The organism is Pseudomonas corrugata, assembly GCF_001269905.1.
GTDB lineage: Bacteria > Pseudomonadota > Gammaproteobacteria > Pseudomonadales > Pseudomonadaceae > Aquipseudomonas > Aquipseudomonas corrugata.
In genome coordinates this window covers 134,371-157,418 of sequence record NZ_LHVK01000005.1, presented here as the reverse complement: position 1 = coordinate 157,418, position 23,048 = coordinate 134,371, and the positions used below count along the sequence as shown (strand labels likewise).

The 23,048-nt window shown below is 61.1% G+C and carries 21 protein-coding genes; 8 read left to right on the top strand and 13 right to left on the bottom strand.

What is annotated here, in order from left to right; translation table 11 throughout:
• Positions 1-27: 27 nt before the first annotated feature.
• Positions 28-936, bottom strand: a complete 909-nt coding sequence (glsB, locus tag AD665_RS07495; RefSeq protein WP_024781364.1) for a glutaminase B — start codon at positions 934-936, stop codon at positions 28-30.
• Positions 937-1,193: 257 nt separating this feature from the next.
• Here glsB and AD665_RS07490 point away from each other — a divergent pair, with 257 nt between their 5' ends.
• Complete coding sequence (locus AD665_RS07490) at positions 1,194-1,388, top strand: hypothetical protein (protein ID WP_024781363.1); 195 nt, start codon at positions 1,194-1,196, stop codon at positions 1,386-1,388.
• A gap of 9 nt (positions 1,389-1,397) precedes the next feature.
• On the opposite strand, the gene AD665_RS07485 is transcribed toward AD665_RS07490, so the two are convergent.
• From AD665_RS07485 to AD665_RS07450, 8 genes are all read right to left on the bottom strand, one after another.
• Positions 1,398-2,411, bottom strand: coding sequence for a hypothetical protein (locus tag AD665_RS07485; protein ID WP_080996571.1), 1,014 nt, complete (start codon positions 2,409-2,411; stop codon positions 1,398-1,400).
• Positions 2,412-2,641: 230 nt separating this feature from the next.
• Positions 2,642-3,571: a ZIP family metal transporter gene (locus AD665_RS07480; protein ID WP_053191558.1), complete on the bottom strand. Its 930-nt coding sequence runs from the start codon at positions 3,569-3,571 to the stop codon at positions 2,642-2,644.
• A gap of 74 nt (positions 3,572-3,645) precedes the next feature.
• The gene (locus AD665_RS07475) at positions 3,646-4,527 is read right to left on the bottom strand and encodes a manganese catalase family protein (protein WP_024781360.1); all 882 of its coding nucleotides are present in this window, start codon (positions 4,525-4,527) and stop codon (positions 3,646-3,648) included.
• Positions 4,528-4,770: 243 nt separating this feature from the next.
• On the bottom strand, positions 4,771-5,139 hold the full coding sequence (locus tag AD665_RS07470; RefSeq protein ID WP_024781359.1) for a con-10 family general stress protein: 369 nt from the start codon (positions 5,137-5,139) through the stop codon (positions 4,771-4,773).
• 431 nt (positions 5,140-5,570) lie between these two features.
• Positions 5,571-5,825: a metallothionein gene (locus AD665_RS07465; protein ID WP_392397177.1), complete on the bottom strand. Its 255-nt coding sequence runs from the start codon at positions 5,823-5,825 to the stop codon at positions 5,571-5,573.
• Positions 5,826-5,835: 10 nt separating this feature from the next.
• Positions 5,836-6,105, bottom strand: a complete 270-nt coding sequence (locus AD665_RS07460; RefSeq protein ID WP_024781357.1) for a hypothetical protein — start codon at positions 6,103-6,105, stop codon at positions 5,836-5,838.
• A 62-nt stretch (positions 6,106-6,167) separates the two neighbouring features.
• Positions 6,168-6,677: a ferritin-like domain-containing protein gene (locus AD665_RS07455; RefSeq protein WP_024781356.1), complete on the bottom strand. Its 510-nt coding sequence runs from the start codon at positions 6,675-6,677 to the stop codon at positions 6,168-6,170.
• A 163-nt stretch (positions 6,678-6,840) separates the two neighbouring features.
• On the bottom strand, positions 6,841-7,743 hold the full coding sequence (locus AD665_RS07450) for a LysR family transcriptional regulator (protein WP_024781355.1): 903 nt from the start codon (positions 7,741-7,743) through the stop codon (positions 6,841-6,843).
• A gap of 136 nt (positions 7,744-7,879) precedes the next feature.
• Here AD665_RS07450 and AD665_RS07445 point away from each other — a divergent pair, with 136 nt between their 5' ends.
• From AD665_RS07445 to AD665_RS07435, 3 genes are read left to right on the top strand one after another with little or no spacing between them, the layout of a single operon-like run.
• The gene (locus tag AD665_RS07445) at positions 7,880-8,578 is read left to right on the top strand and encodes a CoA transferase subunit A (RefSeq protein ID WP_041023642.1); all 699 of its coding nucleotides are present in this window, start codon (positions 7,880-7,882) and stop codon (positions 8,576-8,578) included.
• Positions 8,579-8,612: 34 nt separating this feature from the next.
• A complete protein-coding gene (locus AD665_RS07440; RefSeq protein ID WP_003180355.1) occupies positions 8,613-9,278 on the top strand; it encodes a CoA transferase subunit B in 666 nt (221 codons plus the stop codon).
• Between the two features lie 11 nt (positions 9,279-9,289).
• The gene (locus AD665_RS07435) at positions 9,290-10,471 is read left to right on the top strand and encodes an acetyl-CoA C-acetyltransferase (protein WP_024781353.1); all 1,182 of its coding nucleotides are present in this window, start codon (positions 9,290-9,292) and stop codon (positions 10,469-10,471) included.
• Positions 10,472-10,668: 197 nt separating this feature from the next.
• Here the strand turns inward: AD665_RS07435 and glgB are convergent, their stop codons facing one another.
• The 3 genes from glgB to AD665_RS07420 form a co-directional block, all read right to left on the bottom strand.
• Positions 10,669-12,903, bottom strand: a complete 2,235-nt coding sequence (gene glgB, locus AD665_RS07430; protein WP_024781352.1) for a 1,4-alpha-glucan branching protein GlgB — start codon at positions 12,901-12,903, stop codon at positions 10,669-10,671.
• Between the two features lie 11 nt (positions 12,904-12,914).
• Positions 12,915-16,259, bottom strand: coding sequence for a maltose alpha-D-glucosyltransferase (gene treS, locus AD665_RS07425; protein WP_024781351.1), 3,345 nt, complete (start codon positions 16,257-16,259; stop codon positions 12,915-12,917).
• A 194-nt stretch (positions 16,260-16,453) separates the two neighbouring features.
• Positions 16,454-18,451, bottom strand: coding sequence for an alpha-1,4-glucan--maltose-1-phosphate maltosyltransferase (locus tag AD665_RS07420; protein WP_053191556.1), 1,998 nt, complete (start codon positions 18,449-18,451; stop codon positions 16,454-16,456).
• A gap of 219 nt (positions 18,452-18,670) precedes the next feature.
• On the opposite strand from AD665_RS07420, the gene AD665_RS27570 reads away from it, so the two are divergent.
• Positions 18,671-18,835 carry a hypothetical protein gene (locus AD665_RS27570; RefSeq protein ID WP_167355733.1) on the top strand — a complete coding sequence of 55 codons (165 nt, stop codon included), beginning with the start codon at positions 18,671-18,673 and terminating at the stop codon, positions 18,833-18,835.
• A 137-nt stretch (positions 18,836-18,972) separates the two neighbouring features.
• Here AD665_RS27570 and AD665_RS07415 read toward each other — a convergent pair whose 3' ends face one another.
• Positions 18,973-19,473 carry an MgtC/SapB family protein gene (locus AD665_RS07415; protein ID WP_024781349.1) on the bottom strand — a complete coding sequence of 167 codons (501 nt, stop codon included), beginning with the start codon at positions 19,471-19,473 and terminating at the stop codon, positions 18,973-18,975.
• Between the two features lie 135 nt (positions 19,474-19,608).
• Here AD665_RS07415 and AD665_RS07410 point away from each other — a divergent pair, with 135 nt between their 5' ends.
• From AD665_RS07410 to mapR, 3 genes are all read left to right on the top strand, one after another.
• On the top strand, positions 19,609-19,842 hold the full coding sequence (locus tag AD665_RS07410) for a DUF3203 family protein (RefSeq protein ID WP_024781348.1): 234 nt from the start codon (positions 19,609-19,611) through the stop codon (positions 19,840-19,842).
• A 217-nt stretch (positions 19,843-20,059) separates the two neighbouring features.
• Positions 20,060-21,472 carry a cytochrome c oxidase accessory protein CcoG gene (ccoG, locus tag AD665_RS07405; RefSeq protein WP_024781347.1) on the top strand — a complete coding sequence of 471 codons (1,413 nt, stop codon included), beginning with the start codon at positions 20,060-20,062 and terminating at the stop codon, positions 21,470-21,472.
• 151 nt (positions 21,473-21,623) lie between these two features.
• Positions 21,624-23,033 carry a GntR family transcriptional regulator MpaR gene (gene mapR / locus AD665_RS07400; protein WP_053191554.1) on the top strand — a complete coding sequence of 470 codons (1,410 nt, stop codon included), beginning with the start codon at positions 21,624-21,626 and terminating at the stop codon, positions 23,031-23,033.
• Positions 23,034-23,048 lie beyond the last annotated feature (15 nt).

Sequence of the window (23,048 nt, the reverse complement as noted above, 5' to 3'; positions counted from 1 at the left end):
CTGTACTCGAATGAGCCACGCAGGCTGCTAGAACACTGACCAGCCGATTCGCTGGCTGAGCAATTCCAGCGCCGCCATGCCGGCCAGGGAATTTCCGGCGGCATTGAGCTCCGGCGACCAGACACACACCGTGAAGCGTCCCGGTACCACGGCGACAATCCCACCACCCACACCGCTCTTGCCAGGCAGGCCGACACGATAAGCAAAATTGCCGGCTTCGTCGTACAGCCCGCTGGTCGCCATGATGGAGTTGACCTGCTGGGTCTGGCGGGGACTCAGGATCTGTTCGCCGCTGTGCTTGCAGAAGCCGTCGTTGGCCAGGAAGCAGAACGCCCGGGCCAGGTCGATGCAGCTCATTCGCAACGCACAGTGACTGAAATAACTGCGCAATACCGCTTCCACGTCGTTATGGAAATTACCGAACGATTGCATCAAGTAAGCCATCGCCGCATTCCGGGCACGGTGCTGGTATTCCGACTCAGCAACCTTGCCATCCACCATCACCTGGGGATTGCCCGACAGACGTCGCACGAAATCGCGCATCGACAACGCAGGGGCGGCAAAACGCGACTGGTTGATATCGCAGATCACCAGGGCACCGGCGTTGATGAACGGGTTGCGTGGGCGACCGCGTTCGAACTCCAGTTGCACCAGGGAGTTGAATGGCTGGCCGGACGGCTCATGCCCAAGACGCTCCCAGATGGCTTCGCCGGAGTGCTCGATGGCCTGCACCAGGCTGAATACCTTGGAAATACTCTGTACTGAAAATGGCGTTTCGGCATCACCTGCGCAATACATCTCGCCATCGTTGCCATACACGGCAATGCCCAACTGATTGCCAGGCACGCTGCCCAGGGCCGGAATGTAGTTGGCCACCTTGCCCTGACCGATCAGGGGGCGAACCGCATCGAGGATCTCGTTCAACAGTGCTTGCATATGCGGGGGTCCAGTCATTCCCCGTTCGAGTGCGGGGATACAGACCCTAGACGCTGGCGGACGGGATCAGAGCACACTCATGTATCAAGCCGCTCACCTTTCGCTGGGAAGGAGAGTAGCTGTGTGCGAGGCTTTCCCGCGATGAAGTCCATGCGGCCCCTCCTGGAACCGAGTCGCTGCCTCGCGGGCAAACCATGCTCCCACAGAGCAAACAATCGAGCGGTCTATAGTGAAAGACCAACCGGCAGGAGGATACGATGCGTCAGATCATGCAAAAAGAACCCTGGTGGGCATCGCCGCCCAAGCCGGGGCAGGACGAAAGCGAGCTGGAATGGGGCTGGCTGGTGATCTACAGCGAAGGTGAGCCGCGTTTCGAATTCATCAGGGAGCGCCCCTCGGACGAGCAGATCCGTCATCGCAAGGGCTGTCGCGTCACGCTGGGCGCAGAATGAACCCGCCCGTCACGGTTTGATGTCCGGCAACACTACCGCCCGATTCGCCAGCTCCGCCTCTACCAGCTCGCCTTCGATCTCTTCGTCCAGGTAGTACACCGGTGCCAGTACACCACTGAGGGGATGCTTGAGTGACTTGTACCAGGCCTCATCGAAGGCGGCGCTCAGGCTTTTGCGAATCTGCGCTTCCATTTCCGGTCGCTCGCCTTCGTGGATGATCGCTCGAACGCCTGCCACGCCCACCGAAATCAATGCCCCCGCCGCCTTCCCGGCCACGGCGGCAGCCGCGCTGGCCGCACCTCTGGTGGCGAACTGGGCTTCGATCTTTTCGCTGGTACGTTGCGCCACCGTGGCGATCACCGCATCCGAGGGGCCGGCTCCCGTGGGAGCGGCCTTGCTGACATTATCAATCAACGCGGCGTAGGCCGGCAGGGTATTCAGCGGCTCAGTGTGGACCATCTCGTACAACGAAGCATTGCGCGCCGCCGGCGGGCCCAGGTTGATCGCGGGAATGCCGTGAAGGCGCCGGTTCATCAGTTCGTTCGGAATTTGATGCCTCTGTGCGATCACCCGGACCTGCTGATCCAGCAGGCGTACGTAATAGCTGGTCGCGGCGGCCCTGATGGCTTCGGGATCGATCTCCACGGCCACCGGTTCCAGCACACGCTCTCGGTATTGCTCTTGAAGATAGAGCGCCAGGCGATTGGAGGCGGAATCCACTTCGCCCTTGGCACTGGCGGCGTACCAGCTGACCTTCACCGCCATCCATTCCTGGGTCCAATAGCTGCTGAACCACGGGATGAACTCAGCCTCGGTGCGTTCATACACCAGCACCCGCCAATGTTCCATCGACCCGCGAGCATAGACTTCGGCTTGCCCGACAGCGCTTTTGGACGCAGCGATGATCTGCTGGTCGACCTGCCGCCAGGTGTCCTGGGCAACCGCGCTCACCTGCTGGCCGCGCGGGGGCGTGGCGCACCCCGCCATAGCGATCAAAACGGCCAGCACCAGCGAACGCAGCACGATCGCGCCACCCCGGACTCATGTCATCCATGGCATTGAGTATAGGTGGCAGGAAATAACAAAGCTGACCCAGCGCAATCGCGAGCAGGCTCGCTCCCACAGGGGATGTGCGGTGGACGCTGCGGTCATGAACACCTCAGAACCATTGTGAGAGCGAGCCTGCTCGCGATTGCGGCAGTCCATGCAACATCAATGCAGCTGGCGGCCCACCCTGTGCGGGGCATTACCCTTCAGCCCAGCGCCGTATCCAGGAACATCATCACCGCGAACCCCATCATCAAGCCCAGGGTCGCCGGAGTTTCATGACCGTTGCGGTGGGTTTCGGGAATCACCTCGTGGGACACCACGAAAATCATCGCTCCGGCCGCCAGGCCCAGGCTGATGGGATAGGCCACGGCCACGCCCGACGACATGCCCAGGCCGATAACCGCCCCCAGCGGCTCCATCAGCCCCGAGCCGATCGCGATCAACGCGGCACGCAGGGTGCTGATACCGGTGACCCGCAGTGCCATGGCAATGGCGAGTCCTTCTGGAATGTCCTGTATGGCAATCGCCGTGGTGAGGGGCAGGCCGACCTTGAAGTCACCACCGGCAAAACTGACGCCAATGGCCATGCCCTCCGGCAAGTTGTGCAAGGTAATTGCGAGCACGAACAGCCAGACGCGATTGATACGCTCGGCTTGCGGCCCACGCCGACCGCTCAATTCGTGTTCGTGGGGAACAAACCGGTCGAGGCCGACCATCAGCGCAACGCCCAACCCCAGGCCGAGCACCACGACAAACGCGGCAAGCAACTGATTGCCGCAAATCACTTGAGCGGCTTCGATGCCCGGCAATATCAGCGAAAACGAACTGGCGGCCAGCATCATGCCAGCGGCAAAGCCCAACATGATGTCCTGGGTGCGAGAGGAGATATCCCGCAATACCACTGCCATGATTGCGCCCAAGGCCGTGGCGGCAAATCCGGATGTCCCACCCAACACCGCATAGCCCAAATGGCGGGGGTCGGCGCCCACCAATGCGTTATAGCCGCTGTAGAGCAACAGCGCGGCGACAGCCAGCAACCCGAGCCAGAAGCTCGCACCCAGCAGCAGGTTGTTTTGCAGAGGATCCAGCCAGGTACGCCAGGGCGACCGGATCCGGGAAGTCGGCTGGTCCATCAAATATCCTTACAGGCTTTAGCCAGGCCCAATGGAAGGTTCAGCGAGGGAGCCCAGGCTCCCCCACCGCTTTCCTACAGTTTGTCACCTTGCATTCCCGAACCCAAGTCGGCCCCCGTGGTGGGGTCGCTCTCGGGGTTGGACATCGTCCGCGCCTTCATGTCCATCAACAGGGCTTCGTCTTTTTTACTCAGCTGTACGCTGGCCAGACCATCGCCGCCATCCACCGCCGGCGTGGGATTCTCGACGAACTCCCAATCGTCTCCCTGGTTCCATGGGCCGCGCACCGCGGGCTCGCCCTGGGACATGTTGAAGTAGACATTCGTAAACTCCGGCATGCCTGGCAATTTCCCTTGAGGGAAATTGGGCTGGATGGAATGCAAGGCTTTTTCAAATGACAACTGGTGTGCGATTTCCCGGGTCATCAAGAAACCCAACGCCTCTTTAACGCCCGGATCGTCAGTGACGTTCATCAGCCGTTCATAGACGATTTTCGCCCGGGCCTCAGCGGCAATGTTGGAGCGCATGTCTGCGGTCGGTTCGCCGATAGTGTCGATGTAGGCTGCGGTCCAAGGCACGCCCGCCGAGTTGGTCAGGGGGGAACCTGCGCCATACAGAACGCTGGTGATATGAGAGTCGTTGCCGGCACCGTTGATGTCCCGATACAACTGCCCTTCCTTTTCCACGCCTTCGGCCATCTTGCCCTTGGCGCCCTTGTTCAGCATCACAATGATCGAACCGATGATCTCCAGGTGGCTGAGCTCCTCGGTGGCAATATCCATGAGCAGATCCTTGCGACCCGGATCCTCCTCGGACAGCGCTTGGGTGAAATAACGGGATGCCGCCGCCAACTCCCCCTGGGCCCCACCGAACTGTTCCAGCAGCAAGTTGGCAAGGCCTGGGTTCGGTTCTGCCACACGCACGGTGTACTGCAGTCGCTTGTTATGTAGAAACATGATTGAACTCCTCGATCAGGGCACAACTTATGGGCCTACCGATAAACGGCGGGCTGACAAAAATCTGCATATATATGAAAGGAATTTAATTTACTTCATATGCAACAACGAAGATCGGCGGCAAATATGTATCCGCCCAACCTTCAGCCATTGAACAAAGGGCCAAAGGCCCACAATCTGTATCTTTTATATTTAACAATGCAGGCCCTGGCTTGGGACCGAGGGCCTGCACGTCATGGTGCATTACGACTTACGACCACCGCTTTCGCCACCCTTCTTGCCGGCTTCCGAAGCTTTTTCCCGGTCGTTTGCAAAATTGCCACCCGATGCCTGGCCACCTTTGCGGCCGGCTTGCGAAGCACGTTCAGGATCGTTGGCAAAATTGCCACCAGAAGCCTGCCCGCCCTTGCGGCCGGCCTCTGCAGCGCGTTGAGGGTTATTGGCAAAATTACCGCCGGACGCCTGTCCACCTTTGCGGCCGGCTTCCGAAGCGCGTTCAGGATTGTTGGCAAAATTGCCCCCGGACGCTTGCCCGCCTTTTTTCCCGGCTTCCGATGCCTTCTCACGATCGTTAGCGAAATTGCCAGGGTTGTTATTGCCTGTATTAGCCATTTCATTCACCTCGTTAGTTACTGTTCTCGAACCTGTCGGCTCGTAGTAATTCGGAGAACCCGATGCCGATAAGGTTTGAACGAAGTTCGGCAGAGGGCGACGAACGGTCAGCACTTGGAAAGTCATTTCAAATGTACAACCAAACGCTATCGAACCAGCGGTAGCCGATAAATTTATTCAAATAACTGAAGGTCTTTCGAGGGACCTCCATATCGCTCAATATTCAATAAACAGTGCGTGTCTTTCCACGCCGTCCGCCAAAGGCCAGATGGCGCCGGCACCCCACTGCACCGGTCTCGTCACCCATGCCTCGCGCCGTTCCAGGAAGTCAAAACTCGCGGGCTGCCGGCGTTATCTTGCACCACCGCACTGGCCGGCTTGCGGCGTCCGGACACCCTGTCACCGCTGCCCGGAGAAATATTTGCCGTTTATCAGGGAGAAATCGGATCACTGGCCGGAAAGGTTTCCTCCAGCGCGTCGTCCAGTTGTTTATTGGTGACGTCCCGCTCCCCAACCTTGCCACTGCGCCCGCAATGGCAATCGGGGGCCGGACAGGGTTCTCCATTGGGATGCTGCTCTGCGCAGGCCTGGCTGCAATAAGCCTCGCCGTCGTGGTTGAACATCCGCTGCGGATCCACCTCGCATTGGCAATCGGGGCAACCGCATTTCATCTTCGATTCGCTCATGCTTATTCTCCTAGGAGCCCACCAGCAACTGGACCTCGAGATTGGCGGCCGCGATACCGTGCTTGACCACATACACCTCGGCGCTCCAGCCTTTGGTCAGGTTGCGGTAGGACTGGACGCCAAGAGCCGTGCCGCTGCTCCATTCCATGACGTCACCGACGTCGATATCGTTGGCCGAACGCAGCTCGAGCACGGTATGACCATCCTCCTGCGCCACGTACACACCCACCATTGCGCTCTGTCGATTGATGGCGCGCACCTCACCACTGGTCTGATTCATACGCCTCCTCTACCCGGCAGGTTGGCGAACGGCCGGCCCTGAGGGTCGACCGCTCTTCACATTCAGCGCTTGGCTTCGGTATGGGGGTTGGCAGAACGTTCCAGGAAGGCCTGGGTGATCTCCGGCAAGTGGTCGCGCAGCCATTCGGCCATGGCGATCTCCTGTGGCAGGATCTGTTCGCAGGCCCGCTGAGTCTCGACATCGCCGGCCGCTTTCGCCGCCTCGATCAGCACGGTGTAGGAGGCAATTTCCAGATTCTCGAACACATAGCCACTCATCGCGCCCTTGACCACTTCATCGCTCATGGTCATGCCACCGACCGCCTGACCGAAAGCCATGAGTTTGCCGGCCATGTCCTTGAGCATCGATGTGCTGCCACCTAGGCGCTGGATACACTGCTCCACCAGCTTCTGTTGCCCGAGGGTTTCCTGCAGATGCTCTTCGATGCGTGCCTTGAGCACTGGATAGTGCTCCAGCCGCTCGGCCTGGGCCTTGAGCATTTTTTCCGCTTGCTGCTCCATGGCATGGGCGTCGTTGAGCCAGTCCAACAGGTTCTCTTTAGGCGTTGCCATTTCCTTCTCCTTTTCCGTGGTCGAGTGCACCGCAGCACGACGGTTCTGAAATACCGCACATAAAAGTGGATGTTCCAGGCAGTGGGAAAGTTTGAAGGAACCGCGATACAGGGCGACGAAAGGCGTTACGACAGACGCGAGCCCGCTCCCACAAGTCTTGAGCTCAGCGCATGCCCAATCGAACACCCAGATCCTGATCCTTGAAGGTATCGAACAGCGCCTGCGCCGCCGCCGAGAGCTCATGCCCCGGTTTGGTCAGCACACCGATGGCGCGCTCCACCACCGGATCGCCCAGGGTGATGCAGCGGGCCCCCAGCTCATGCATCTGCCCGACACACAGCGCCGGCACCGCGCTCACGCCCAGGCCGCTGGCGACCATGCGTCCGACCGTCGCCAATTGATGGCTCTCGAACTCCACCGGCAGCTTCATGCCTCGGGCCTGGAGATGCTCCTCCAGCATCACCCGCACGGTGGAGGGCCGCTGCAAGGTGATGAACGGTTGTTCCAGCAACGTCTGCCACTGGATTTCGCTGCGCTGGGCCAATGGTGAATCCAGCGGCACCACCGCAACGAAACGATCCAGGTACAACGGCGTGAACGCCAGGGACGAACCCTGCAGCGGCTCGAACGCAACGCCCAGTTCAACGTGACGATCACGCACCATCTCCAGCACCTGTTCGTTGATCACATCGTTGACCGTGACGTTGACATTCGGATAGCGGGCGCGGAAGGTCTTGAGGATCGGTGGCAACAGGTTGCCGGCAAACGAAGGCATCGCCGCCAGCGTCACGCGTCCGCGCTGCAAGGTGAAGCGCTGGCGCATCTCATCCTCGGCGTTGTCCCAGTCGGCAACCAACCGTCGGGCCAAAGGCAACAGGGATTCTCCCTCAGGCGTCAGTGCCACATTGCGGGTATTGCGGCTGAACAGGCGTCCGCCAAGCCCCTCTTCCAGGGCCTTGATGGTCAGGCTCAAGGCCGACTGGGACAGATGCAGTCGCTCACAGGCCACGGCGAAGCTCAGGCTCTGGGCCACGGCCAGAAAAGCACGGATCTGCTTGAGGGTCATGGATGGCCTCCTACAGGATTATTGGTAATTATTGAGATTTATCAATCAATCAAATCTAAAAATCAACTTAACAAATATATGACTTGGCGCAACACTGCATCCCATTGCGACCCCATCAAGAATAAAAGAGGTGTCTATGGCAGGTTTCGACAAACGTGTGAGTTCCTATGAAGAAGCGCTGGCTGGCTTGAAGGACGGCATGACCGTCATTGCCGGCGGCTTTGGCCTGTGCGGCATTCCGGAAAACCTGATCGCCGAGATCAAGCGCAAGGGCATCCGCGACCTCACCGTGGTCTCCAACAACTGCGGCGTCGACGGCTTCGGCCTCGGCGTGCTCCTGGAAGACCGGCAGATCCGCAAAGTGATTGCCTCCTACGTGGGCGAGAACGCCCTCTTCGAGCAGCAATTGTTGAGCGGCGAGATCGAAGTCCAGCTCACTCCCCAAGGCACCCTCGCGGAAAAAATGCGTGCCGGCGGTGCAGGCATCCCCGCGTTCTTCACCGCCACCGGCGTCGGTACTCCGGTGGCCGAGGGCAAGGAAGTGCGTGAATTCCACGGCCGCCAATACCTGATGGAAGAGTCCATTACCGGCGACTTCGCCATCGTCAAAGGCTGGAAAGCCGACCATTTCGGCAACGTGGTCTATCGCCACACCGCGCAGAACTTCAACCCGCTGGCCGCCACGGCAGGCAAGATCACCGTGGTCGAAGTCGAAGAGATCGTCGAACCCGGCGAGCTGGACCCGACGCAGATCCACACCCCTGGCATCTACGTCGACCGAGTCATCTGCGGCACGTTCGAGAAACGCATCGAACAGCGCACCGTACGCAAGTGATCCCCAGCCTCCAGCCAAAAGAAGGAATAACGACATGGCACTTTCCCGCGAACAAATGGCTCAACGCGTCGCCCGCGAAATGCAGGACGGCTACTACGTGAACCTGGGTATCGGCATTCCCACCCTGGTCGCCAACTACATCCCCGAAGGCATGGAAGTCATGCTGCAATCGGAAAACGGCTTGCTCGGCATGGGCGCGTTCCCCACCGAGGCCGAAGTCGATGCCGACATGATCAATGCCGGCAAGCAGACCGTCACCGCACGTATCGGCGCATCGATTTTCTCTTCGGCCGAATCGTTCGCCATGATCCGCGGCGGTCACATCGACCTGACCGTACTCGGTGCGTTCGAGGTGGACGTCGAAGGTAACATTGCCTCGTGGATGATCCCTGGCAAGCTGGTCAAGGGTATGGGCGGTGCGATGGATCTGGTGGCCGGTGCCGAGAACATCATCGTCACCATGACCCATGCGTCCAAGGACGGCGAATCGAAGCTGCTGCCCCGTTGCAGCCTGCCGCTGACCGGCGCCGGTTGCATCAAGCGCGTGCTGACCGACCTGGCTTACCTGGAAATCCAGGACGGAGCCTTCATCCTGAAAGAACGTGCCCCGGGCGTCAGCGTCGAGGAAATCGTCGCCAAGACCGCCGGCAAATTGATCGTGCCGGACCATGTTCCTGAAATGCAGTTCGCTGCCCAGTGAGGAGAGATTCGATGCAAGAAGTCGTGATTGTCGCCGCCACCCGTACCGCCATCGGCAGCTTCCAGGGTTCGCTGGCTTCCATTGCTGCACCGGAACTCGGCGCAGCGGTGATCCGCCGCCTGCTGGAGCAGACCGGGCTTTCCGGCGAGCAGGTCGATGAAGTGATTCTAGGCCAGGTACTGACCGCAGGCTCCGGGCAGAACCCGGCGCGCCAGGCGTCGATTCTGGCCGGGCTGCCCCATGCCGTACCCGCGATGACCCTGAACAAGGTTTGTGGCTCGGGCCTCAAGGCGTTGCACCTCGGTGCCCAGGCGATCCGCTGCGGCGATGCCGACGTCATCATTGCCGGCGGCATGGAAAACATGAGCCTGGCCCCCTACGTGCTGCCGGCCGCACGCACGGGCCTGCGCATGGGCCATGCACAGATGATCGACAGCATGATCACCGATGGTTTGTGGGACGCCTTCAACGATTACCACATGGGCATCACAGCCGAAAACCTGGTGGACAAGTACGGCATCAGTCGCGAGGAACAGGATGCCTTTGCCGCCGCGTCCCAGCAGAAAGCCGTGGCCGCGATTGAAGGTGGTCGCTTCGCCGATGAGATCACGCCGATCCTGATTCCCCAGCGCAAGGGCGATCCGCTGACCTTTGCCACCGACGAACAACCACGGGCCGGCACCACCGCCGAATCCCTGGGTAAACTCAAGCCCGCCTTCAAGAAGGACGGCAGCGTCACCGCTGGCAACGCTTCGTCGCTCAATGACGGTGCGGCGGCGGTGCTGTTGATGAGCGCTGAAAAAGCCAAGACCCTGGGCTTGCCAGTGCTGGCGAAAATCAGTGCCTACGCCAACGCCGGGGTCGACCCGGCCATCATGGGCATCGGCCCGGTCTCGGCCACCCGCCGCTGCCTGGACAAGGCCGGCTGGTCCCTGGAGCAACTGGACCTGATTGAAGCCAACGAAGCCTTTGCCGCCCAGTCGCTGGCCGTGGCCAGGGAGCTGAAGTGGGACATGGACAAGGTCAACGTCAATGGCGGTGCCATCGCCCTGGGCCACCCGATCGGTGCATCGGGCTGCCGGGTACTGGTGTCGCTGTTGCATGAGATGATCAAGCGCGACGCCAGCAAAGGCCTTGCAACGCTGTGCATCGGCGGCGGCCAGGGCGTAGCCCTGGCCCTGGAACGGCCTTAACCGGCAACGGGCTCAACGGTGGCTGAGCGGACCCACGAATATCCGCAAAGCCACCGGCAACACCACCGGCGCAACCTCGGTTGCGCCGGTTTTTTTTGCCTGCTGACTGTCAGAGCGATGTTGGCTGTGACGAACGCTGTCGCGAGCAGGCTCGTCCCACTTTCGGCCAGGTCAGACTTACCGGATCACGCAGGAGGCTACCCCTCCGGGCGCAAGATCAATACCGCCAGCGGCGGCAGGTTCAGCTCAAGGGACAACGCCTGGCCATGGCTGGGCACTGCTTCGGTGGAGGCACCGCCGCCGTTGCCGTAGTTGGAGCCGGCATAGGTGTCGGCATCGCTGTTGAGCAATTCCACCCAACGCCCGGCGAAAGGCACGCCAACGCGATAGGCCTCACGAGGCACCGGCGTGAAGTTGGCGACCACCAACACCGGTCGGCCCTCCTTGCTCCAGCGTAGCCAGGCGTAGACGCTGTTCATTGCGTCGTCGCCGATCAACCACTGGAACCCTTGGGGCGCGTCATCCTGATCGTGCAGCGCCGGCTCCTCGCGATAGAGTCGGTTCAGGTCGCCCACCAGCTTCTGCACCCCACGGTGTTCGGCGTATTGCGTCAGGTACCAGTCCAGTTGCTGGTCATGGTTCCACTCGCGCCACTGACCGAACTCGCAGCCCATGAACAACAGCTTCTTGCCCGGATGGCCCCACATGAAACTGAGGTAGGCGCGCAGGTTGGCGAATTTCTGCCAGCGGTCACCGGGCATCTTGTCGATCAGCGAGCGTTTGCCATGAACCACTTCGTCATGGGAAATCGGCAAGACGAACCGCTCGGACCAGGCGTACACCAGGCCAAAGCTCAATTCGTTGTGATGATGGGCGCGGTACACAGGATCCTGTTGGATGTAATGCAGCGAATCGTGCATCCAGCCCATGTTCCACTTGTAGGCGAAGCCCAGGCCACCCTGTTGCGTGCTCTGGCTGACACCTGGCCACGCGGTAGACTCTTCGGCGATGACCAGCGCGCCCGGCGCCTCCAGAGCGACCACATCGTTGAGGTGGCGCAGGAAATCGATGGCCTCCAGGTTCTCGCGCCCACCGTGGCGGTTAGGCACCCATTCCCCGGCCTTGCGCGAATAGTCGCGATACAACATCGACGCCACGGCATCCACACGCAGGCCGTCGACATGGAAATGCTTCAACCAGTGCAGGGCCGAAGCCAGCATGAAGCCGTGGACCTCGGTGCGTCCCAGGTTATAGATCAGGGTGTCCCAATCCTGGTGGAAGCCTTCCAGCGGATTGCCATACTCGTACAACGCCGTGCCGTCGAACTGGGCCAGGCCGTGGGTGTCGGTGGGGAAATGCGCCGGCACCCAGTCGAGAATCACGCCGAGGTCGGCCTGGTGGCAGGCATTGACGAACGCGGCAAAATCGTCCGGAGAGCCGAAGCGCGCCGTCGGCGCGAACTGAGACAAGGGCTGATAACCCCAGGAGCCGCCGAACGGGTGCTCCATGATCGGCATCAGCTCGATGTGGGTAAAGCCCAGCTCCTTGACGTAGGGAATGAGCCGCTCGGCCAGCTCATGCCAGTTGTATTGCCGGGCCACCTCCCCGGCCTCGTCGATTTCGCATTGCCAGGAACCGGCGTGCAATTCATAGATCGACAACGGTGCACTGGGCACCTGGCGTTCGCGACGGTGCTGCATCCATTCGCCGTCCTGCCATTCGATTTTCAACGGCGAAGCGACTTTCGACGCGGTGTCCGGAGGCATCTGGCTGGCCAGCGCCACCGGGTCGGCCTTGAGCGGCAGGATGCCGTGAGCGCCAAGGACTTCATACTTGTAGGCTTCTCCAGCCCCCAGGCGCGGGATAAACAACTCCCATACGCCCGACGGATAACGGATGCGCATCGGATGCCGGCGTCCGTCCCAGGCGTTGAAGTCACCGACCACCGACACCCGTCGAGCATTCGGCGCCCAGACGGCGAACCGCACGCCGTCGACACCATCGACGGTGGTCAGTTGCGCTCCCAGGCAGGAACTGAGATCGCGATGATTACCTTCGGCAAACAGGTAGAGATCCATTTCCCCCAGCAACGGCCCGAAGCTGTAGGGATCTTCGGCCACCTGCTCACCACCGGCCCAGCGGGTGCGCAGCAGATAAGGCTGGGCATGATCGAAGTGGCCGACGAACAGTCCCGGCGTGTCGCCCAGATGCAGCTCGCCCAACTCCTCGGCGCCGTCACGGGCGATCACGTGCACGCTCAGCGCACCGGGCAGGTACGCCCGGATGAACTGTCCGCCGCTACCGTCACCGTGTGGCCCCAGGATGGAAAACGGATCGTGATGTTCGGCACGCACCAGCGCGTCGATATCACGGGGGGACGGCAGCAAAGATTCTTTGGCCTGTCCCTGTGGTTCCTTGTTCGAGACGCTCATGATGCTCTCCACTAAATCGGTCCGCCCAAGTCGGAAAAGGGTTCAAGCCCACTCAATAACCCGTACAGACCGTGCAACGGCACGGGCAGCCAGGCGGGGCGATTCTCGGCTTCATAGGCCACTTCATAGGCCGCCTTCTCCAGGCCGAACAACGCCAGCGCGGCGTCTTCGCCTTCAGCATCCTTCCACTCATGGGCAAGACTAGCTGCCGCCAGTCGATATGCCTGGATAAATGCCTGACGCGCCTCAGTTAAATAACGATCTGCGACGCGTTGCCGCGCCGCGTCGGCATCGGCCGTGCTGTCGACAGTGTGCAAGTGAATCGCCATGGCCGCCGCGTAGTCGAAGGAGCGCAGCACGCCGCTGACATCCTTGTACGGGCTGTGCTTGCCCCGACGCTCATGCAACGGCCGCGCCGGTTCGCCCTCGAAGTCGATCAGGTAGGCATCGCCTTTGATCACCAGCACCTGTCCCAGATGCAAGTCGCCATGAACCCGGATGCGCAAGCCACCGACGGCCTTGCCAGCCAACTCCTGAACGTGGGCCAGGACGGTTTTTTTCTGCTCCAGCAAGCGTGCGACCATGGCTTGGTCCGCCGGGTTCAATCGGCCTTGGTGCTGCTTGAGCAAACGCAAGGCGTTTTCCACCTGGGCGGCCACGTCGCGGCCGATGGCTTGGGCGTCCCTGGCCGTGGTTTTCTGCGGGGCGAAGTCAGGGTTCTCGGTGGCCTGGGCGAGCACTTGGTGCATTTCACCCAGTCGCTGGCCGAGCATGCCGGCGAAGTCCTTCAGTTCACCCAAGGCGTTGTAATGCTGCTCCTGCTCGGACACCGCATCAGCCAGCTCATCGCGCAAGGCTCGCTCAAGGTTGTTCTGGGTCCACTCCCAAGCGTCACCCTGGTTGCTCAGGTAGCCTTGGGCGATCATCAACAGCGCATCGTCACCCTGAGCGTCGCGACGGATCACCGAACCCAGCAGCGGTGAAATATTGCTGAAACCCGCGGCGGTCAGGTAGGCACTCATCTCCAGTTCCGGGTGCACCCCGGAAGCGACCTTGCGGATCAGCTTGAGCACCAGGCTGCCGCCCACCACCACCGAACTGTTGGACTGCTCCGCGGACAGGTAACGCACCTGCGGCTCGGCGCCCAGGTTCAGCGCAGCCAACCCCTCGGTGGGTTCGAAACGCAACTCGCCATCGGTGCATGGCAGCACCGTGGCCGCCTGCATGCTGTTCAGCACTGCCCGGATGAAGCTTTCCAGGCTGAACGCATCGGTGATCAACCCCACCTGACGCACCCGACGGACCCGGGATAGCGCCAGTTGTTGCGGAAGCGCCGCGCCGACCTGATCTTCTGCCAGGAGACCGAAGGGCAGTTGATAACGCAGCGTCTGACCGCCGCTGGTGACGTCGATTTCGCTGAGCAGCACCGGGTGCTGAGGATCACCGAAGCGCACGCCATAGACGATGTCGACCTTCTCGATGGCACTGTCCTTGCCGGCGAACCAGCGCCGGTTCTGCAACCAGCTCGGCAGGATGGTCTGCTCCAGGGTGGTGCGCGAAGGCGCTTCGAGCAACTCTTCCAGGCGTTTTTTCAAGACCAGAGTGGTGAAGTCCGGCAGGCTCTGGGCCGGCTCCACGTGCCAACTCGGCATCTGGTTTTCCGCCGCCAGGGCGAACCAATAGAAGCCATAAGGCGCCAGGGTCAGGAGGAAATTCAGATGGCCAATGGGCGGGAAGGCATTACCTCCCAGCATCTCCACCGGGACCATGCCGGCGTAAGCCGACAGGTCCAGTTCGGCGGCCTGGGCGCTGCGGGACACGTTGGCCACGCACAGGATGATTTCATGCTTGCCATCCGCTCCGGTGTATTCGCGGGTATAGGCCAGGATCCGCCGGTTACTCGGCGACAGCATCTTCAGGGTGCCACGACCGAAAGCCTTGGACTGCTTGCGCACCGCCAGCATCCGCCGGGTCCAGTTGAGCAGCGAATGCGGATCGCCCGCCTGGGTTTCGACGTTGACCGACTGATAGCCGTATTGCGGGTCCATGATCGGTGGCAGCACCAGGCTGGCCGGGTCGGCCCGGGAGAAGCCGCCATTGCGGTCGATGGACCACTGCATCGGCGTGCGCACACCGTCGCGGTCACCCAGGTAGATGTTGTCGCCCATGCCGATTTCGTCACCGTAGTACAAGGTCGGCGTGCCGGGCATCGACAGCAGCAGGCTGTTGAGCAATTCGACCCGACGACGGTCGCGCTCCACCAGCGGCGCCAGGCGTCGACGGATGCCCAGGTTGATGCGCGCCCGACGGTCGGACGCGTAGTAGTTCCACAGATAATCGCGCTCCTTGTCGGTGACCATTTCCAGGGTCAACTCATCGTGGTTGCGCAGGAAAATCGCCCATTGGCAATTGGCCGGGATCTCGGGCGTCTGGCGCAGGATGTCGGTGATGGGGAAGCGGTCTTCCTGGGCCAGCGCCATGTACATGCGCGGCATCAGCGGGAAGTGGAACGCCATGTGGCATTCGTCACCGTTCAGTCCCTGGGCATCGACATCGCCGAAGTACAGTTGGGTGTCCTCCGGCCATTGATTGGCTTCGGCCAGCAGCATGCGGTCGGGGTAGTTGGCGTCGATCTCGGCGCGGATCAGCTTGAGGACATCATGGGTCTCGGGCAGGTTTTCGTTATTGGTGCCATCGCGCTCGATCAGGTACGGGATCGCGTCCAGGCGCAGGCCGTCGATGCCCATGTCCAGCCAATAGCGCATCACCGACAGCACGGCCTTGATGACCTGCGGATTATCGAAGTTGAGGTCGGGCTGGTGGGAATAGAAGCGGTGCCAGAAGTACTGGCCGGCCACCGGGTCCCAGGTCCAGTTGGACTTCTCGGTGTCGAGGAAAATGATCCGGGTGCCGTCGTACTTGTGGTCATCATCGGACCAGACGTAGAAATCCCGCGCCTTGGAACCGCGCTTGGCCTTGCGTGCCCGCTGGAACCACGGGTGCTGGTCGGAGGTGTGGTTGATGACCAGTTCGGTGATGACCCTCAGGTTGCGCTTGTGGGCTTCGGCGATGAAACGCCGCGCATCGGCCATGGTGCCGTAGTCGGGACTGACGCCACGGTACTCGGCAATGTCATAACCATCGTCGCGCCGGGGCGATGGATAGAACGGCAGCAGCCAGATGGTGTTGACGCCCAGGTCGGCGATGTAGTCCAGCTTGGCGATCAGACCAGGAAAGTCGCCGATACCGTCGTTGTTGGAATCGAAATACGATTTGACGTGTACCTGATAGATCACCGCGTCCTTGTACCAGAGCGGGTCCTTGATGAAGGTGGCTGACCGCGGTTTCTTCGCCATGTGCAACTCCTGATGAATTCAATAAAGCCGCTGGGACGGGCTTGCGCTGTTCTTTAGGGCAAGAGGATCTGTCTGTGGGAGCAAAGCTTGCTCGCGATACAGGCGCCTCGGTTTCTGGAAGATCGCGTCAGCTTCATCGCGGGCAAGCCTTGCTCCCACAGGTTGCCTCACCATTGCGCTCGCCATAGAACCTCTCAAGACGTGCTGATCCGCCAGATCCCGAACGGTTGGTACCCCGGGTCAATGCGCATGAACTGGTACTTGCCATACCAGGTCCAGCGGTGCCCGTTCATCAAGTCCTCGCCCTGGGTCTGGGCGTCGTCCGGCAGGCCCATCTCCCACAACGGCAGTTCGAAATCGGCTTCCTGGGGGTTGTGCGGATCGAGGCTGACCGCCACCAGGATGAAATTGCTGCCGTCAGGCGTGCGCTTGCCGAAAAACAGAATGTTGTCGTTCCAGGCGTTGTAGATTTTCAGGCCCAGGTGCGTATGCAGCGCGGGGTTCTGGCGACGGATACGGTTGAGCTGGGCGATTTCGGCAATGATGTTGCCCGGTGCGGTGAATTCCCTCGGCCGGATTTCGTACTTTTCCGAATCGAGGTATTCCTCCTTGCCCGGCACCGGCGCCGACTCGCAGAGTTCGAAGCCCGAATACATCCCCCACAGGCCCGAGCCCATGGTCGCCAGCGCCGCACGGATCAGAAAACCCGCGCGCCCCGACTCATGGAGAAAAGCCGGATTGATGTCGGGCGTATTGACGAAGAAGTTCGGTCGATAGCACTCGCGCCACGGCGACTGGTTGAGCTCGCTGAGGTAGGTCGCCAGCTCGGTCTTGGTGTTGCGCCAGGTGAAATAGGTGTAGCTCTGGGAATAGCCGACCTTGCCCAGCCGGGCCATCATCGCCGGCGTGGTAAAGGCTTCGGCGAGGAAGATCACCTCGGGATGTCGGGCCCGCACATCAGCGATCAGCCACTGCCAGAACGGCAGGGGTTTGGTATGGGGATTGTCGACGCGGAACATCTTCACGCCTTCGTTGACCCACCCCACCACAATGTCCCGCAACTCCGTCCACAAGCTGGGAATTGCCTCCGCCGCGTAGAAGTCGACATTGACGATATCCTGATATTTCTTCGGCGGATTTTCCGCGTACTTGATCGTGCCGTCCGGCCGCCAACTGAACCAGCCCGGATGCTGCTTGAGCCAGGGGTGGTCCTGGGAACACTGGATGGCGAAATCGAGGGCGATTTCCAGGCCATGGGCCTGCGCCGCCGCCACCAGGCGCCGAAAGTCTTCCCGGCTGCCCAGTTGCGGATGGATTGCCTCATGCCCACCCTCCTCGCTACCGATAGCATAAGGGCTACCAGGATCGTCGGGGCCGGCGGTGAGGGAGTTGTTCGGCCCTTTGCGAAAGCTGCGCCCAATGGGATGAATCGGTGGGAAATACAGGACGTCAAAGCCCATGTCCTGGATCATCGCCAGGCGCGAATGCACATCGTTGAACGTGCCGTGACGACTGGGATCATCAGTGATCGAGCGGGGAAACAGTTCATACCAACTGGCGAACTCGGCCCGTTCTCGCTCGACATCCAGCGGGTACTCGGGGCTGATGCTCAGGTAAGGCCGGTGATCGGCAAGAGACATCAGCTCGGCACTGTGCGGTATGAGGAACAAGGCCACCTGCTCGGCCGGCAACAACCCCGAAAGCTCGTGATGCAACGCGGCCAGTTGTTCGCGCAACTCGCCCTCGCTGCGCTCGGCGGCCTGTAGCACATGATTGCGCCCTTCCTGCAACTCCAGGCTGATGGGGACGCCGGCGCTGTACTTCTTTTCCAATTCGTAGCAGAAACTGGCGAACTGGTCGAACCACGCCTCGATGCAAAATACATATCGACCCTGGGCAGGCACATTGAACTGGCCCCGCCAGCCATTGTTGCCCAGGTCGGTCATGACCTCGCTGTTCCACGCCTCATCGTCCAGTGCACGCCAGCGGATTCGCACGGCCAGTTTGTCATGGCCATCGGTGAAGACCTTGCTGGTCACCGTGACGTCCTGCCCCGCCACGGCCTTGGCGGCAAACTGCCCGCCGTCGATCACCGGCATGGTGTCTTCAATCGCAATACGTGGCAGCAACAAGGCGTGGGACAGCGGTAGATTCGGGTTGTACGCCAAGTCGGTCGGGTGTTCGGCAGTCATCGAGCATCGCTCCTTTTACGCCCCATGGACGTTATGGCGGTGAAGGCCCACTGGTCTTTGAAAATTGGTCCCTGAAAGAACTCACTTAAACTCCGAACCGGACCGGCAGGGAAAAGTTCAGCGGGATTTGCCTGGCGGTGACCGGGATAAAACCCGGCCCAGGGTGGTCAACAGCAGTAAGCACGACTCAAGCCATGTGTGTCACGGAGACCCGTCCTGATGAATATTCCCATCCCGGCCGAAACCCCCGATCCCAATATCGACGACCCCACCCTGCCGCCTCCGGGTCCCGACCCGGAACCTATTCCGGAGAAAGACCCTCCACTCGCCCCACAGCAGCCGGTGGGCGATCCACCGAACGAGGCGCCGCCGGAACGGGTGTGAAAGACAAGCGTAGTGGAGAACCTGTGGGAGCGAGCCTGCTCGCGATGACGGAATGCCAGGCGCCCCATCTGTGACTGACATACCGCTTCGCGAGCAGGCTCGCTCCCACAGGTGTTGTATTGAGGCTTAACACCGGATCACGGCTTGTCATCCTTGTCCAGCGCCCGGACGATCACCGGCATCACACTGAAGACCGCCAATGCCAGCAACGTGCTCAGCACTGCGGTCGCTTCCCGGCCCAACCCGGCGGCGACACCGATGGCCGCCGTCATCCACAGGCCGGCGGCAGTGGTCAGGCCCTTTACGTGACTTTCATCCCCCTGGTTGTTCTTCAGGATCGTGCCCGCCCCCAGGAAACCGATGCCGGCGATCACGCCCTGCACCACCCTGCTCATGGCGTCATCCTGGGAGCCGGACATCTGCGGCACCAGCACGAAAAGCGCCGCGCCAATCGCTACGAGCATGTGGGTGCGCACGCCGGCAGCCTTACCCTTGTGTTCACGCTCGAACCCCAGAATGCCACCGAGCAGCGCGGCCATCAGCAGGCGCACCGTGACCCGCGTCATCTGTTCGGTATCGCCGATGTCGGCGAATTCCGATTGCAGGGTGATCCAGACCTGATGCCACCACGCCTCCATACGCCCCCTCCTCATGCAGTCGATAAACGATGGACCGCAACGGACGCCAGAGGTGCACCGACCGCTGATCCGGCGCAACGAACCCTGGCAAGCGGGAGGCGCCTAACGCTCAGGACATCAGGAAGGAGCAACACCATGACCGTAACCATCGACCGCCAGACCTGTAGTTTCGATACCCCCAATGGCCCGAGACACTATTGCGCCAGCGAGCTGATGATCATCACCGACGCGGATAAGGCCATGTCGGCGGTGGAGCTCGATGGCGAGCGCGTCTACATCACCGAGGCTGAAGCTGATGCCTTGACCGTGGCCGGCGCGACCGATGAGCGCAAGCACCTCAAGGCCAGCGACAGCGGCTCGGCGATTTGAGCACCACCTTGTCGGCAAGTGGGCACCTTGTGGCGGGGGATTCATCCCCTCGCCACAGATAAACCCTCACCATGGGGAAATAAGGGTGCTTCAACCTGTCGCAGTATCTGGCCTCCAGGCCATCTGATCCGGTTTTTATCGAAACACCTGAGTCTGTTATGAAAACAGTTCGATGGTCATAGTGCGCAGGCCAGATAAGGCTGATGAGCGACCGACCATGAGCGATAGAATCCCCGTCCAGTTGATACAGACCTTCGAACCTGCGCCCGTGAAGATCAAGGCCAGGACCACCGACAACCTGATCCACACCCGCAGCTTCAGCGGTTTGTTCCGCACCTTGCGCATCAGCGGCGCCGGCGTGCTGTTTCTGCTGTTCTTCGGCACGGTGTGGTTGAACTGGGGCGGACGCCAGGCGGTGCTCTGGGATCTGGCCGAAAGCAAATTCCACATTTTCGGCGCAACCTTCTGGCCCCAGGATTTCATCCTGCTGTCGGCGCTGCTGATCATCGCCGCCTTCGGCCTGTTTGCGATCACCGTATTCGCCGGCCGGGTGTGGTGCGGCTACACCTGCCCGCAGAGCTCCTGGACCTGGATCTTCATGTGGTGCGAGAAGATCACCGAGGGTGATCGCAACCAACGCATCAAGCTGCACGCCGCGCCCTGGAGCCTGAATAAACTGCTGCGCCGCTCGGCCAAGCACACATTGTGGCTGGCGATCAGCCTGCTCACCGGTCTGACCTTCGTCGGCTACTTCACGCCGATCCGCCCCCTGGCCGAAGAGCTACTGACCCTGCAGATGGCCGGTGTCAGCCTGTTCTGGGTCCTGTTCTTCACCGGAGCCACCTACCTCAATGCCGGCTGGCTGCGTGAAGCGGTGTGCATGCACATGTGCCCCTATGCACGGTTTCAGAGCGTGATGTTCGACAAGGACACCCTGACCATTTCCTACGATGCGGCCCGCGGCGAAATCCGCGGCCCCCGCAAGCGCGACGTGAACCCGGCCAATCTCGGCCTGGGGGACTGCATTGACTGCCAGATGTGCGTGCAGGTCTGCCCGACCGGTATCGATATCCGCGACGGCCTGCAAATGGAATGTATCGGCTGCGCGGCCTGCATCGACGCCTGCGATTCGATCATGGACAAGATGGGTTACGCCCGCGGGCTGGTCAAATACACCTCCGAACGTCAGTTGCAGGGCGGCAAGACTCACCTGCTGCGACCGCGGCTGATTGGTTATACCGCCGTGCTGCTGGTGATGATCGCCGCACTGGTGGTGGCGTTGGTGGAGCGGCCCATGGTATCCCTGGACGTGAGCAAGGACCGTGGCCTGTTCCGCGAAAACAGTCAGGGCCTGATCGAGAACATCTACAGCCTGAAGATCATCAATAAGACCCAGCAACACCAGGACTATCAGCTTTCCCTGGTGGACGGCGACGACTTCGTCCTGCAGGGCAAGACCCGGCTGAGCCTGGCGCCGGGGGAAATCGTCGATGTACCGGTGTCGGTGGCGATGCTCAGCGAACACCCCCGCAGCGGTTCACAGGAAATTGTCTTCAAGGTGGCCGACAGCGACGAACCTGCCATCCATAGCGTGGCGAAAAGCCGCTTTGTCGCACCGATGAATCGCTGAGGCCTTAAGATGCAGAGCTATTTTTTGTGGGAGCGAGCCTGCTCGCGATAGCGGACCGTCAGACACATCAAGGTTGATTGTACTGGCCTCATCGCGAGCAGGCTCCCCCACAGTTGATGCGCAACCTGAACCGTTGATGACTGGACCGGAAATGAAACGCTACGAGAAATTCGCCGACGACATCGCTGAACTGATCCGCTCCGGCATGCTGGGACCGGGACAGCGAGTGCCGTCGGTGCGCTACGCCAGCCAGACCTACGGCGTCAGCCCGTCGACGGTGTTCCAGGCGTACTACCTGCTTGAACGGCGCGGTCTGATTCGCGCCCGGCCGCGTTCGGGCTACTTCGTCAATAACCATGCGCCAAGACCATTTTCCGAGCCGGTCATCAGTAGCCAGGTGCACGAATCCACTGAGGTCGATGTCAGCGAACTGGTGTTCTCGGTACTGAATTCAATCAAGGATCCGGGCACCGTGCCCTTCGGATCGGCCTTTCCCAGCCCGACACTGTTCCCGCTGCAACGGTTGTCCCGCTCACTGTCCAGCGCCACGCGGAATATGGACCCGCGGGTGGTGGTCACCGACATGTCGCCGGGCAACCCGCAATTGCGCCGCCAGATCGCCCTGCGCTACATGATCGGTGGGCTGATGCTACCCATGGAGGAACTGCTGGTCACCAACGGCGCCCTGGAAGCCTTGAACCTGTGCCTGCAAGCCGTGACCGAGCCCGGCGACCTGGTGGCCATCGAGGCACCGGCCTTCTATGCCAGCCTGCAAGTGCTGGAACGGCTCAAGCTCAAGGCCGTGGAGATCCCCGTGCATCCGCGCGATGGCATCGACCTGGACGTACTGGAGCAAACCCTGGAACGCCATCCGATCAAAGCGTGCTGGTGCATGACCAGTTTCCAGAACCCCATGGGCGCGACCATGCCCGAGGAACGGAAACAGGCACTGGTGGCGCTGTTGCGTCGCCATCAGGTGCCATTGATCGAGGATGACGTGTACGCCGAACTCTATTACGGGCAGCAGGCTCCGAAGCCGGCCAAGGCGTTCGACACCGAAGGATTGGTGATGCACTGCGGATCGTTTGCCAAGAGCCTGGCACCGGGATACCGCATCGGCTGGGTTGCCGCCGGCCGCTACGCGCAGAAAATCGAGCGCCTGAAACTCATGACCTCGCTGTGCGCCTCGATGCCGGCCCAGGCCGCCATCGCCGATTACCTGCAGCACGGCGGCTACGACCGTCACCTGCGCAAACTGCGCTACGCCCTGGAAGAACAGCAAAGCGCCATGCTCGCCGCCATCGCCCGCCATTTCCCGGCCCAGACCCGCGTCAGCCACCCGGCCGGGGGTTACTTCCTGTGGCTGGAACTGCCGGAACAGATAGACTCGCTGAAATTGTTCCAGATGGCTCTGGCCCAAGGCATCAGCATCGCCCCGGGCCCGATATTTTCAGCGACCCGGCGGTTCAGGAACTGCATTCGCTTGAACTACGGCAGCCCTTGGAACGAAGCTTCGGAAAAGGCCATGGAGACGTTGGGACGGATTATCCGGTCGTTCTGAGATCGGGCTGTCGCT